The organism is Psychrobacter sp. TB67, from assembly GCF_000511065.1.
Lineage (GTDB): Bacteria > Pseudomonadota > Gammaproteobacteria > Pseudomonadales > Moraxellaceae > Psychrobacter > Psychrobacter okhotskensis.
Genome location: NZ_AYYA01000083.1, coordinates 45,066 through 58,752 on the forward strand (window position 1 = coordinate 45,066; position 13,687 = coordinate 58,752).

12 protein-coding genes and 2 tRNA genes are annotated in these 13,687 nt (G+C 42.3%); 7 read left to right on the top strand and 7 right to left on the bottom strand.

Features of this window, described 5'->3' with window-relative positions; genetic code table 11:
- Window positions 1–15: 15 nt before the first annotated feature.
- The 4 genes from W293_RS16615 to W293_RS17100 all read left to right on the top strand — a co-directional run bounded on the left by W293_RS16615 (window position 16) and on the right by W293_RS17100 (window position 2,928).
- Window positions 16–357, top strand: coding sequence for a hypothetical protein (locus tag W293_RS16615; RefSeq protein WP_025653211.1), 342 nt, complete (start codon window positions 16–18; stop codon window positions 355–357).
- The gene (locus tag W293_RS0115035) at window positions 358–1,278 is read left to right on the top strand and encodes a class II glutamine amidotransferase (protein WP_025653212.1); all 921 of its coding nucleotides are present in this window, start codon (window positions 358–360) and stop codon (window positions 1,276–1,278) included.
- 73 nt (window positions 1,279–1,351) lie between these two features.
- Entirely contained in the window at window positions 1,352–2,464 is a 1,113-nt protein-coding gene (locus tag W293_RS0115040; RefSeq protein ID WP_025653213.1) for an AAA family ATPase, read from the top strand.
- The gene (locus W293_RS17100; RefSeq protein WP_025653214.1) at window positions 2,461–2,928 is read left to right on the top strand and encodes a type II toxin-antitoxin system VapC family toxin; all 468 of its coding nucleotides are present in this window, start codon (window positions 2,461–2,463) and stop codon (window positions 2,926–2,928) included. The genes W293_RS0115040 and W293_RS17100 overlap by 4 nt, the downstream gene beginning before the upstream one ends.
- Before the next feature lie 3 nt (window positions 2,929–2,931).
- On the opposite strand, the gene W293_RS0115050 is transcribed toward W293_RS17100, so the two are convergent.
- Together W293_RS0115050 and W293_RS0115055 are read right to left on the bottom strand one after the other, a co-directional pair.
- Entirely contained in the window at window positions 2,932–3,501 is a 570-nt protein-coding gene (locus tag W293_RS0115050; RefSeq protein ID WP_025653215.1) for a YchJ family protein, read from the bottom strand.
- A 45-nt stretch (window positions 3,502–3,546) separates the two neighbouring features.
- On the bottom strand, window positions 3,547–4,263 hold the full coding sequence (locus W293_RS0115055) for a metal-dependent hydrolase (RefSeq protein WP_025653216.1): 717 nt from the start codon (window positions 4,261–4,263) through the stop codon (window positions 3,547–3,549).
- A gap of 113 nt (window positions 4,264–4,376) precedes the next feature.
- On the opposite strand from W293_RS0115055, the gene W293_RS0115060 reads away from it, so the two are divergent.
- Together W293_RS0115060 and W293_RS0115065 are read left to right on the top strand one after the other, a co-directional pair.
- On the top strand, window positions 4,377–5,429 hold the full coding sequence (locus W293_RS0115060) for a DUF3025 domain-containing protein (protein WP_025653217.1): 1,053 nt from the start codon (window positions 4,377–4,379) through the stop codon (window positions 5,427–5,429).
- Between the two features lie 288 nt (window positions 5,430–5,717).
- Window positions 5,718–8,555: an aconitate hydratase gene (locus W293_RS0115065; protein ID WP_025653218.1), complete on the top strand. Its 2,838-nt coding sequence runs from the start codon at window positions 5,718–5,720 to the stop codon at window positions 8,553–8,555.
- 179 nt (window positions 8,556–8,734) lie between these two features.
- Here the strand turns inward: W293_RS0115065 and W293_RS0115070 are convergent, their stop codons facing one another.
- Complete coding sequence (locus tag W293_RS0115070; protein WP_025653219.1) at window positions 8,735–9,388, bottom strand: LysE family translocator; 654 nt, start codon at window positions 9,386–9,388, stop codon at window positions 8,735–8,737.
- A gap of 402 nt (window positions 9,389–9,790) precedes the next feature.
- Here W293_RS0115070 and W293_RS0115075 point away from each other — a divergent pair, with 402 nt between their 5' ends.
- A complete protein-coding gene (locus W293_RS0115075; RefSeq protein WP_025653220.1) occupies window positions 9,791–10,699 on the top strand; it encodes a DMT family transporter in 909 nt (302 codons plus the stop codon).
- 317 nt (window positions 10,700–11,016) lie between these two features.
- Here W293_RS0115075 and W293_RS0115080 read toward each other — a convergent pair.
- From W293_RS0115080 to W293_RS0115095, 4 genes are all read right to left on the bottom strand, one after another.
- Window positions 11,017–11,092: transfer RNA gene (locus W293_RS0115080), tRNA-Glu, on the bottom strand.
- Between the two features lie 155 nt (window positions 11,093–11,247).
- Window positions 11,248–11,323: transfer RNA gene (locus tag W293_RS0115085), tRNA-Ala, on the bottom strand.
- A 122-nt stretch (window positions 11,324–11,445) separates the two neighbouring features.
- The gene (locus tag W293_RS0115090) at window positions 11,446–11,805 is read right to left on the bottom strand and encodes a hypothetical protein (protein WP_025653221.1); all 360 of its coding nucleotides are present in this window, start codon (window positions 11,803–11,805) and stop codon (window positions 11,446–11,448) included.
- A gap of 84 nt (window positions 11,806–11,889) precedes the next feature.
- Window positions 11,890–13,431 (bottom strand): hypothetical protein, encoded by a 1,542-nt coding sequence (locus W293_RS0115095; protein ID WP_025653222.1) that lies wholly within the window; start codon window positions 13,429–13,431, stop codon window positions 11,890–11,892.
- Window positions 13,432–13,687 lie beyond the last annotated feature (256 nt).

Here is a 13,687-nt window from a genome sequence, read left to right on the forward strand (position 1 = left end):
TAAAAGGAATTTACCATGACCGATCAAGCTGATAACTGGCACAAACTGGCACGCTACGATACCAATATGCAAGGCGAGCTGCATGCCAATCTGCTGCGCAACAATGGCATTACCGTGTCCTTGCAACCGCTCAGTGCGATCCCTGGTATGAATTCTGGTATCGTACTCTGGGTAGAAAATTCAGATTTGCCCCAAGCACAGCGTATCCTCGAGGATGTCGATACGGACAGTAGTGCTAGAGCTGACTTGCTCGCCAATATGAGCGATGCAGAGCTTGGCATCAGGCCAGAAACGGATCTGCATACCATGCAAGATGATAAAGATGCCACACCAAACAATAAAGGCGGTGAACTGTAAATGTGTCAACTCTTAGGAATGAACTGTAATACCCCAACGGATATTGGCTTTAGCTTTGCAGGATTTCGCAAGCGCGGCGGGATGACGGACAGTCATGAAGATGGCTTTGGTATTGCGTTTTTTGAGCGTAGCGAATGCAGCAATAATGACAAAGCTAACGATGAGACGGCAAATGACTCAACGGGTCTGCGTTTGTTTCATGATAATCGTCCAAGTCATCTATCGCCAGTCGCTGATTTGGTTAACAACTATCCAATCAAAGCCATGAACGTCATTGCGCATATTCGTAAAGCGACGCAAGGGCAGAACTGTTTGGCAAATACCCATCCATTCGTCCGTGAAGTCTGGGGCGAGCAGTGGGTATTTGCGCACAATGGACAGATGAATAGCGAATTTATCAAACGCTGTCAGCGCTTACAAGACAACGGCAATGCCGCGCATTGTCAGCCAGTAGGCAGTACTGATTCTGAAATGGCATTCTGCTATTTGGTCAATCGTCTAAAGAGTAGCTTTAAATCGCGTCCTGATGACAAGACACTGTTTAATTTTTTGACCACGCAATGTCGCTATCTATCGGCCAATGGGTTATTTAATTGCTTAATATCGAATGGTAAATGGCAGATGGCGTATGCGGGTAGTTTGTTGTTTTATCTCACGCGCCAAGCACCTTTTGGAGAAGCCAAACTGGCGGATGATGATTTGGCCATTAACTTTGGTGATGTGACGACTGATCAGGATAAAGTCACTATTTTAGTGACCGTGCCATTGACGGAAAACGAGAAATGGCAGCAGTTAGCAGTTAATGAATGCTTAATCTTTCAAGATGGTGATGTCATTTATAAAGACAGCCCAAGTCAGCGTAAATTTTTGACCGTTGATGAAGGTATTGCAGTGGCACGGGCGGTTGGGGCGAGTGTTTAGGATGGTTGGCTTGTATTTTTAAATTGGTTGTTCCACTATGAAATTAATAGTTTAATAAAAATTAGGTGAAGCCATGTTAGGCAATGACATTCAAATAAAACAGCTAGTAGGTGTCGGTGATGTACATCTTAGCTTTGAGCCTGAGCAAAGAGTGTATTGTCTGATTGGTGAGAACGGTATCGGCAAGACGAAGTGTTTGGAGGCTTTGTTTACTCTATGCTTCACTACCAACGGACTCCTTTATGCCAATATTATGAGTGACGAACTATTTGCATTTAACAATATAATTTCTGATGGACGTATATTTAATCATATCTCTGATAAAAGCTTAAAGGGCTTCGAAAGTCATAATTCAGCTGTAGTCATGATTGGTGCTTTGAATCGTGGAACCATTGATTATGAAGAAATAGATGTAAATAAGAACATTGGTACTCGGGATACACGTTTAAAAAAGTATATTGATGAAAGTTTTTCGACTTTGAATAATAAAAAAATGCATAGTTTAGGAATGGGTGAACTATTAAACCAATGGATAATTCAGCGTGCTCAATCTGCTAACCCTTACCAAACTGCCGAAGATAATCGCGAAGTTGAAATCACCACACTGCTAAATTTACTTAACAAAGTAGACGAACGAATTGATAGTAAGTTTCTTGAAATATCAGGTAGCAATCGCGTATTTATCAAGGTAGCTGAACAGAAAACTGAGCTGTCTGAATTATCTAGTGGCTTTGCCTCAATACTAAAAATCATGCAGTCCATTATCGCAGGTTACAGTTATTTCACTAATGAAACCAATATCGCTCATGTCAAAGGGGTGGTCTTCATTGATGAAATAGAAAGCCATCTTCATACCAAATGGCAAGCGACTATTATTCCTACCTTGAAACGTCTATTCCCTAATACTACCTTTTATATCACTACTCACTCCGCAATTGTTTTGAGCCAATTACAACATGGTGAAGCTTATGAGTTATACCGTGATAAAGCAGATGGCGTAGTAAAAACGGAACTGATAAATCATCCTAATAATGCCGCATTTATAGACTTGTTAAAAGATGCTTTTGATATTGATATTAATCAGCTTAAGTTAGCGCGAGATAATGCGCCACAGCAAGCAGAAGCAAAGCAGATGCTTATAAGTTTATTAGATGAAAAAATTAAACAACTAGAGGCAGGGCAATGATGAGTGAAAGAGAACTATTGCTTGATGCCAATTATTTAATTTATTTACTAGAGGGTAAGGTTGACGAAAATGACGCTAATCTTTTGCAAAAATTAAAGACCTTACGTGCTGAAATAGCTTCAAATAACGTCGAAGTAGTCATCACACCACTCATCCGTTATGAGTTTCTAAGATACTTTTTATGGAAGAAAGGAGATGACGAGGTTAAAAGATATGTTAACGTGATGAACATGCTCACCACTTTAGATATAAGTCAAGATGTCGCAGATTTAGCTGCTGACTTATACCGACTAGATAAATTTATTGCCAACGAAAATAATGTCAATAAAAATATTGATAAACGTCAGTTTGATATATTTCATTTTGCTACGGCTAAGGTTAATGATATCGAATTGCTATCTAATGACAAGCACTTGCCGCAGCTTGAGAAGCTATATACTCTTTACGAAGGAAAACTAATTTAGTTTCTAACTCAAGTACACCCCACAACACCTCTTAAACTTTTCACCTGACCCGCAAATACACGGCTGTTTCTGTGTGATAGACATAGCAACGGTCGGATCTAAAAAATACCAACTCGCATCATTATCAGCTTTGTTTTTTGTTTTTACAAAAGCAGACAACTCATGATGTGCTTGCAAATCTTCATTCGTCTTAAAATAGGCTTTAAACTCAACCTGCGAATGGCATTTACCCAGCTTTGGCGTGTGCTGTACGATTTCTAATCCTGCCCAATCTGTTTCTTTTGCCCAAGACTCAATCGCCTTGATATCTAGCAAGCCTTGCTGCGCGGTTAGCGTAGTCTTGACGATATAGTCTGGCTTAATCAACACAAAGGCACTATAGCGCGTGCGCATGAGACGTTCGGCTGTCTCCGCTTTTATACCATCTGCTTTGCCAACCTCACCAATATAAAGAGCATCATTATAAACAGCCTCATGATAAGGCTGACAGCAATCTTTATACAGTAGTGGTGAGCTGATAGCGCTTGATGATGGATGAATTTGGCAAGGGCAAACGTGTAGATTAGGTTGCATGTTTTATTCTCATTTTTGCTTGGGTTTTATTGCTTTACCGTATCTTTATCGCAGCATGTTTTTTATTAGTTCTGGCAATATGCCAACTTTTAGTTGTGCCCATGGTGCTGGGTCACGCAGCTGCTGCCAAAACGCATCAAACGGCGGGGCAAAATAGACCAACATGGCGAGCAGTGTATATAGTAATAAATACCACCATTTATCTTTAGGCTGATAAAACTTCATCGCTGTACCTGATGAGCGCTTCATTTTCATATCGGATAAATTGACGCTATATAACTCGTCCAATGTCAAATGCACTAGCGCGCCACCGAATAAAAATAAACCGTAAAACCAGCTTGCCGTCAGTGGAAGGTGCAAGACGTAGTAGCTTAAATAAGTCAGCCCCAAACCCAAAATTGCCATATAAGGCACGGAGTGAATCACACCGCGATGCACGGTCATATTCGTAAAAACGGTAAAAACCACATAACGCATAAAGCCGTAGCCAGCTAACCATAGCGCAATGAGCGCCAGTAAACTCAGCTCACTGCGCCAATGCATCACCAGACCAAAGGCGAATATAAACGAGATAATATTAAAACCCAGCTTAATCGGTGTCGAATTATCAGAATCCAAATCAGGCAACAGCCCACCGATGGTACCGAGCGCCACGCACATCAAAAACCCTGAATCATCGATCAATCCCGCTTTATAAACCGTCAAGCTGAGCGTACCACTGGCCATGAATGCGACATTTAAGTGGGTATTAAAATTTGCCATAAAGATTTGCCATAAAATATCGCTAAGGAGGGTGTTTAGAGCCGCCTATCTAGCAGCAAAAAAGCGCTCTATGATACCATAGACAAGCCCTACGTCTAATAGAGATAGTGAACATGACCGCCACTGATTTACCTGCCAAACCTTATTCAACAGCTTCTTCTGAAGCGCCTATTACAAGCCTGTCTACACGCGACAGCAGTCTTGACAAAAGCTTTGCTGAGATTGATTGGCAAGTGCCGTGGCTGGCTCATTTGCAGCAGTTGGACTATATCAGTAACGCCATCGCTCAGCTCGGTGGGGCAAACGCTGAAGGCTTTAACAATGCTGAAGGCTCTCATGAAGTTGAGGGCTCTAATGAAGCTAAACTAAAGAGTCGGCCTGACGTGATCGCTAAGGTTTTAAACAAAGCGTTAAACCAGCAAAGTGAGCATTTGCAAAGCCAATTACCTACCACTAAGTCCACGCAAAACAATCAAGCACATGCGCTAAACTTTGTTTCACAAGAGGCGTTGTCAGAAGGCGAAGCATACGAAAGCTTTATTGGCACTAGTGGTAAGATTCCGACACGTGATAACTTGCATGATTTATTTAACGGCAGTATTTGGCTGACTTTTCCAAAGACTAAAGCGCTGCTTAATTATTATCATATGGTAGAGATTGCCCAGCAGGGGATTGGCGCTAGCCGAGGTCGTGTCCGCGATACCATCACCGTATTCGATGAAAATGGGGCGGTACTAGTGACGTCTGAGCCGCGTATTGGCGAGGCTTTGATTAATTTCGATTGGCAGGCAAGTTTGATAGAGCCGCGCGCGCAGTGGGACAATCCACAACAACTGAATAGTCAGTCTCGGGCTGCGGTTTATGTTTTTGGTCATGCACTGCTTGAGCAATTGATAAAACCGCGCAAACCTTTATGTGCGCACAGTATCGTCATCCTTGTGCCGCAAGATTTTTTTGCCTTGCCGCTATCTGCACGCATGGTCTATCTAGATGGCAAAATTGCTCAATATATGGATAAATTGCTGTCACAAGATAATGTCACACCGCGCCAGCTGGCTCCCTTGCCTATTTTGGGCGTGCCACATTTTTGGGCAGAAAATGCTGATATGAGCTTTTATGAAGATAACTATGTGTTTCGTCATGGTCGCCGTCAAAAGAAAAAGTGAAAAATCATTGAACACCTTATTAATAAACCGCTAAGCGGCTGTTACGTTTACGATTGTGCCACGATTTGACACCGTCTAGGCGTTAACAAAGGGCTCGAAATTTGTTATGGTGAAGGGGACTCGTTATAAACGACGGAAACACTATTTATCTTTTTCTTTGATTCCAGTGGTCAGTCGATGCAAATTTTATCAGCCTTTTTTCTTTAAGCTCATAAATTCACAGTTAATCTAGCCACCAGTTATAACAATAAATTCATAACAATCTACCCAGTAGATAAGGAAGCTACCATGAGTGATATCTTTAACGTAAAAGACACCTTGTCGGTCGATGGCAAGGAACATACCTACTACAGCCTGCCTGAGCTAACCAAAACCTATAGCAATATCAGTAAGCTGCCATATTGCATGAAAGTCGTATTAGAAAACCTACTGCGTAACGAAGATGATGGTCAGTCTGTGGGCAAAAACCACATCGAAGCTGTCGCCAATTGGGACGCAGGTGCTGAGGCGTCAAAAGAAATCGCCTTTATGCCTGCTCGTGTCGTCTTGCAGGATTTCACTGGCGTGCCATCGGTCGTCGATTTGGCCGCTATGCGTGATGCCGTGGTTGAGCTGGGTGGTAAAGCCGAGCAAATTAACCCGTTTATTCCCAGTGAATTGGTCGTCGATCACTCGGTACAAGTCGATGCTTATGGCCGCGAAGATGCGCTAGATTTGAATGAAAAGATCGAATTTAAGCGTAATAATGAGCGCTATGAGTTCTTGCATTGGGGTCGTAACGCCTTTGAAAACTTTGTCGTCGTACCACCAGCGACCGGTATTGTCCATCAGGTTAACCTTGAGTATTTAGCGCGTGTGGTGATGGCCGCTGATGTCAACGGTGAGCTTACTGCCTATCCTGATACGGTGTTTGGTACTGACAGTCATACCACCATGATTAATGGTATTGGCGTGCTTGGTTGGGGCGTGGGCGGTATTGAAGCAGAGGCTGCCATGCTTGGACAGCCATCATCGATGTTGATTCCACAAGTCGTTGGTTTTGAGATGACGGGTAAATTGACCGAAGGCGTCACCGCCACGGATTTGGTATTGCGTGTGGTTGAAATGCTACGTGCCCATGGTGTGGTTGGTAAGTTTGTCGAATTCTACGGTGAAGGCCTGCACAGCATGCCGCTTGCCGATCGTGCGACGATTGCCAATATGTCACCAGAATATGGTGCAACTTGTGGTATTTTCCCAATTGACCAAATGGCGATTGATTATCTGCGTCTATCAGGCCGCGACGAAGAGCAGATTGAGCTGGTCGAAAAATATGCTAAGGCGCAAGGCTTATGGCACGATGCCGATACACCTGCGGCGACTTATTCAAGCAAATTAGAACTAGATCTATCGTCAGTACAGCCAGCACTTGCTGGTCCAAACTTGCCACAGCAGCGTATTAATTTGTCTGATATGCATGAGAAGTTTGGCGAAACACTAGAAAAAATGACCAAAGATCGCAAGTCGGAAGTTGAAGGTAAAGTACGCTTTGATCAAGAAGGCGGCGAGCAAGAGCAAGCTGAACACTTGGCGGCTGAGCCGAATATCGAAGTTGATACTAGTGATGATAATGCAGGTTATGCGCCAGCAAACAATGTCTTCTCAAATGTCAGCATCAATGACAAACAACACAAGTTACGAGACGGGTCGGTAGTTATTGCTGCTATTACTTCTTGTACCAATACTTCCAATCCAGCAGTAATGATTGGTGCAGGTCTAGTGGCCAAAAAAGCTGCTGCCAAAGGTCTTAAAGCCAAGCCTTGGGTTAAGACATCGCTTGCACCGGGTTCTAAAGTGGTCACCGACTATCTTGAGAAAACTCATCTGATGGATGAGCTAGAAAAAACGGGCTTCTATTTAGTAGGTTATGGGTGTACCACGTGTATCGGTAACTCAGGGCCATTATCAGAAGAGATCGAAAAAGGCATTGAAGAAAACGACTTAGTCGCAGCAGCGGTACTGTCTGGTAACCGTAACTTTGAAGGTCGTATTCACTCGCATGTCAAAGCCAGTTACTTAGCCTCACCACCATTGGTCGTTGCCTATGCATTGGCAGGTACTGTTGATATTGACTTGACGACTCATCCGCTCGGACAGGATCAAGATGGCAATGATGTATTCCTAAAAGACATCTGGCCAACTTCGGAAGAAATTAACGAGCTGATTGCCAACAATATCGATGCTGATATGTTCCGCAAAAACTACGGCGAAGTGTTCGACGGCAGTGCAGCGTGGAACGCAATTAGTTCAGCGGATAGCCAATTGTATCCATGGGATGAAGGATCGACCTATATTAAAAACCCACCTTTCTTTGATGGTATGACCATGGAGCCAGAAGGTATCCCTGATATCGAAGGCGCGCGTATCCTAGGTCTGTTTGGTGATTCCATCACCACCGATCATATTTCGCCAGCAGGTAATATCGATCCAGACTCACCAGCAGGTAAGTACTTGCAAGAGCGCGGTGTGATGGAGGCGGACTTCAACAGCTATGGCTCACGCCGTGGTAATGATGCGGTCATGACTCGTGGTACCTTTGCCAACATCCGTATCAAAAATACCATGATGGGTGGTAAGGAAGGCGGCTATACTTATTACTTCAAGGGCGACAGCGCGACGCTACAAGATGGTGAAGAAATGGCCATCTATGATGCCGCGATGAAGTATAAAGAAGACAAGCGTCCGCTCGTTGTTCTTGGCGGCGCGGAGTATGGTTCTGGTTCTAGCCGTGATTGGGCAGCCAAAGGTACTATTTTGCTCGGTGTCAAAGCGGTATTGACCAGCTCATTTGAGCGTATTCACCGCTCGAACCTAGTGGGCATGGGCGTGTTGCCATTGACCTTTAAAGAAGGTGAAAACGCTGAGACTTACAAGCTTGATGGTTCAGAAGTCATCAGCATTAGTGGTCTCGATAATGGTGAGAGCAAAACTGCCAAAGTCACTGCTACTCGCGCTGATGGTTCAACTGAAACCTTTGAGGTTAACGTCGGTCTACAAACGCCAAAAGAGCGCGAATACGTGCGTCATGGCGGCGTGTTGCACTATGTACTACGCCAATTAGCAGCAGAGAGTAAAGACGCTGCTTAATGGTTAATTAAAGTTAGAATCATATAAAGCCCAGTCTCCTTAATATAGGGGACTGGGCTTTTTTATTGGGTGAGAAGGAATAAGTAAGTATTGGGAAGTTTATTTCATTGAATTATCTGAAGTTCTCATTCCAATTCTCTTTAAATACTTTATGTCCTCTACTCTTTATTCCAACTTGCTTAACCTTTGTCAGTCAACAATTTAACGCCCAGTCCCATAAATACGACACCGCTGATTTTGTTCAAGACAGACTCAATGGCAGGGTTTTTTCTTAGGTTTTCGCTGAACTTTGACGCCAATAATGTCAAACACGAGCACCATATCAAACCCGTGGTGGCAAAGGTCAGCCCCAATACCAAAAATGACAACATGCTATGAGCATAACTGGGGTCGATAAACTGAGGAAAGAAAGCGACAAAAAACAAAGCCACTTTGGGGTTAAAGGTATTGGTGAGCACCCCTTGTTTGTATATCTGCCAATAATTGAAAGGCTTCATAGTTGCAATGTTTTTGTGGTCTTGCACGTTATTCGTTATCAAAGGTGCTTGTTTACTTGTTAGCATCTTAAAGCCTAAATAACACAAGTAGCTGGCACCAATATATTTGACGATCATAAATGCTATTGGGGAATTGGCCAATAATACTGATAGACCTAGCGCCGCTAATAAAGTATGAATCAACGCACCGGAAGTCACGCCTAGTACTGAATAAAACCCAGCTTTTTGCCCTTGTGAGACACTACGAGTAATGATGTACATGGTATCCGAACCAGGTGTTAGGTTTAATAAAATGGCGGCAGCGATAAATCCTAGATAATTTTCAATACCAAACACAACAAGCACCTCCCTTTGATGGCTCTAGATATCCCTATGTTATAGAGTGTTTATATATTTTATAAGTTTTTTATAGGGTAGATAGTAGTGAGCTTAAGTTGAATTAGCAAGAACACCCATCTTTCGTCAAATCCTATCACGCCGGACATCCATAAAATCAATCTTGTTCAAACCAATCTCATTCAAACCAAGTTATCCCAATCATTACAAACCTGCGCTACATTCAAATTTTCGTCTTGCCAAAACTCAAGAAGTCTTGCCTATTTCTTGATATCTATCCTGCAAAAACACATAAAAACAGCATCTCTGAAGCCATTAAAACGTTATGATCACAATATTTTTTATGACTTAGCCAACCCATTTAACACCGCTAAATAAATAGCCAGCCAAATTGAGTACACCATGACCAGACGCGACCTTATTACCTTCTTTGCGCTTTCCTTTATGTGGTCGCTCTCATTTATATTTTATCGGGTGGGTGTCCCTGAGTTTGGCTCGTTGGCATTTGCCAGCCTGCGCGTGGTATTTGCTGGACTGACCATGCTTATTTTTATATTAATGAGTGCGAAAAACCGCAAAGGTATCAAAGAAAGCTACAAAGTGCTAACCATCGTTGGGCTGTTCTCGGCTGCCATTCCATTCGTGTTATTTTCCTTTTCAGCGCAGACGGTGAACGCTGGTGTATTGGCGGTGCTTAATGCCTCTGTACCAATGATGAGCGGCTTTATCGCCAGTATGTTCTTTAAAGAAAGACTGACCAAGCGGCAAACGCTAGGATTGGTCATTGGTCTGGTTGGGGTGATTATCCTCATGAGTGGGAACTTATTTGGTGAGCAGGGGCAGGGCTTGGGGACGGATTTAGGCTCAGCGTTGCTACCGATGGGTTATGCGCTATTTGCCAGTGTTGGTTATGCGATAGGGGCAAATATCACCAGAAATTATTTACAGGATATCTCCCCGATTGCGATTACGGCAGGCTCCCTCATTATCGCTAGTGTGGTGATGACGCCGATTGCCGTCTACAAATTCCCTTATGGCACAAGTATCAGCCTGCAAGCTTGGGTATCGGTGATCTGTATCGGGGTATTTTCGACCGCCATTGCCCTCATCTTTATGAACCAGTTGATCAAAAATATCGGCCCGATGCGCGCGACCAGTATTACGCTGGTTATCCCTATTTTTGCGATATTTTTTGGTTATATCTTGCTTGGCGAAGCACTGGATATCGGCGCGATCATTGGTTCAGTCGTGATCTTGTTTGGCACTTATTTATCATTAAACTTGTCATTAAAAGGCTTGGTCAAGTCGTAAACTGCTTTATCGGACAGGCTAAAGGTTTGTCCGATAAACGCTCAAGCGATGAATGGTATAGTCGGTTCAATATAATTTGGATACAAGGAAGACGAGTGAAAGTACTGCAAATAGTAGGCTAAGCGAGACTGACACCGTATCTGAGTTATATAGGATTGACTATATTTGAAGTAAGTTGCAACAAGCCATTATAAAAACGACAGACGTAAAAAAGCCCAGTCGCCGTATGATGACTGGGCTTTTTTATTGTTCGCTTATTAGTCTTACCTGATGCTTAAAGGTACTAAGAAAAAGTGCTAATAAGTGACGCCGTATAGTGGCGTCCCCAGGGGGATTCGAACCCCCGTTACCGCCGTGAAAGGGCGGTGTCCTAGGCCTCTAGACGATGGGGACGCATAGAGTGTCATAACCAAATGGCTACAACGGTACTTCACAATATCAGAGAGCTTATCTATTAATAGAGCAAGCCTTGCCTAGGTGCTGATATCGTCCTACTAGCGAGTATTCATTCTAAAGTTTCAGTAAACTGAGCTTTGTCGTAAATAGTATGGTGGAGCTAAACGGAGTCGAACCGTTGACCCCTTGCATGCCATGCAAGTGCTCTACCAACTGAGCTATAGCCCCTCGCTAAGAGTGTGCGTATTTTAGGTAACAGCAGCAGTCTTGTCAACCGCTATTTTCAAAATAATCGATAAATATGCGAAAAAAAGCGTTTAAAGCGGATTTAGCTACTTAATAAGCCTAAATTAGCGTGGATTTTGCTGACTAGCAATCTCTTTAATGGCTTTATCGGTAAAGAATTCTTCTTCGGTGCCATCTAAAAAAACAATAGCAGCACATTCTGTGGGGATATATTGCCCGCCTTTTTGTTGTACTGTGCTGATACCTTTAAAGCCTATAATCTCAGACTCATTTAATCGCGCTGATTTATTATAATCAGAGTAAGTCGTATATATCCACTTTAGATCTTCAAAGTCTTGACCTTTGGTAAGGGTAAGCTTTGCATCATAAAGCTCTTTTACGATGGCATCATAATATTTCTGTGCTTCTTTGAGGGTGTTAAAGACATAATCTTTGCTTTCTATCGTGACGGTTTTAACGGCCATGTTTATTCCAGTTAAATTTTAAATGCTGATACTAACGTAAAGAGGAGGCAGTCTTCAGTGGGTTTTAGTTATTTTTGAATCAGTTTACTTGTTATCCAATAATATAGTGGGGTTTTGATTACTACTGTCTTCAATCTTATCTAAAGGCGCTACATTGATCTCATCAAGCAAATGCCAAATAGCTTCTTCTATCTCTTCCCAGTCCTCATAAGAGTCAGTTACAGTAGACCATTCTACAATGATACCGCTATATCTATTAGAACTTGAACGACTGCGTATAATAAATAATTCACCATCATGAATAGGGTCAGCAGTCAAATATACTTCAGATAAAATTGGGTCTTTTGGCTGACCAATACAAGATAAATCCCCATGTTCCTTCGGATAGCATTCCAAATTATTTTTAACGAATTTCGTGTCTGTTATGATAATAGCGTGTTTCAATAAATGATTGATTTTTGCTCTTGCTGACAAAAAAACAGGGTTAGTTATGCCTGCACTGTCTGTTACATTAACCATTACACGATTGGGTGAAGGTCCTGACCGTATATAGTGGTCTTTGAGACCATTACGAAAGAGGACAAACTTAAGCGAGTCATTCAAGGTCGGAGTTCTAACCTCTTTAATGTCGCTCTTAGCTGGCTTAGAAGGTATGAATTCGATTGGAAATTGACCCAAAAAATTCCCCGACGACTTTCGATTGTAAGGGTTGGTTTCATCCTTTTTAACACTAACAATCAGTTTTGGTGTGACTTCAAGCGTAAAAATTTCACCAGTTTTGGCTTTTGGTGTATCAGTCTTTGACAAATCTTCTCTTGGATTATCTATAAGATGCTGGATTTTAATAACAGGTGAGACATTCCAAGCCTCTAATAGTCGCCATATATTAGCGTCTATTTCCTTCCACTGGTGCAGATTATCCTTATGCACATACCATGATAACTCAATTCCTCCATAAATAAGCTCAGAGTAGCTGACGCTCACTTTAGGTTCAGAATCCCAAATATCAACCACTAATCCAGATATTTTAGGGTTATTAGATTCTCCGAAACATTGATAGCGATATTCCAGTTTATGACATTGCATGCCGTATTTATCCGACATTGTCGGGTCATACTTTCTATTTTCGAGCGGTGAATATTTTAAATAGTTTTGCTCGGTGGTCAGATAGGAGGAGTCACGATCAGTTTCCTTTATGTTGACTTTTACCTGATCAAGATGATCTAAGCTACCCGTTATCATACCGCTTCTATCAGTTGGTTGGATAGTTGACCCATTTAGCATGAGACTAAACTCTAAGCCATCAAACGAGCTTCTTCGTTTAATGGGTATTTGCTTTGCTTCTGACTCAGTTAAAAGCGCATACTTTTTTGGCTGATAATCAAGAGGGAATTGTCCAAGATACATTTCATTTTCTGGATTATAGGAAAGTTTAGTAGGAGGTACGTGCTCTCGTCTTTGCCCTAGTTCAAGTTTGACAATAAAATTCTCGTTGAACATCCAAGTAACCAGCTCACCTTCGCTCCATGGGTCTACTCTTTCTTTGCGCAGACAACCAGCTTGCAGAAGGCATAACACCACAATGATGAGAAAACTTGATACTGAGAATTTATTTGATAGGCTCATGAATTAGCTTATTATTATCGACATCTGGGATGTCACGCTCGCTTGAGAGTAACTCAATACCGCTTACTACCGAAAGATTATGTAAAAAACTTTATATTGTTCTAAATATAAACTTTATTCAAGTCTCAAAATAGAAACGCGAGCCTTGCTATTGCAAAACTCGCGTCCTATCTAAATGAAGTATTGAAAATTCTTTTTAAAGGATTTCCCTTATGGGCCTAAATTTGAAGTAGCTTTTCAAGAGTGAACGTTCTAA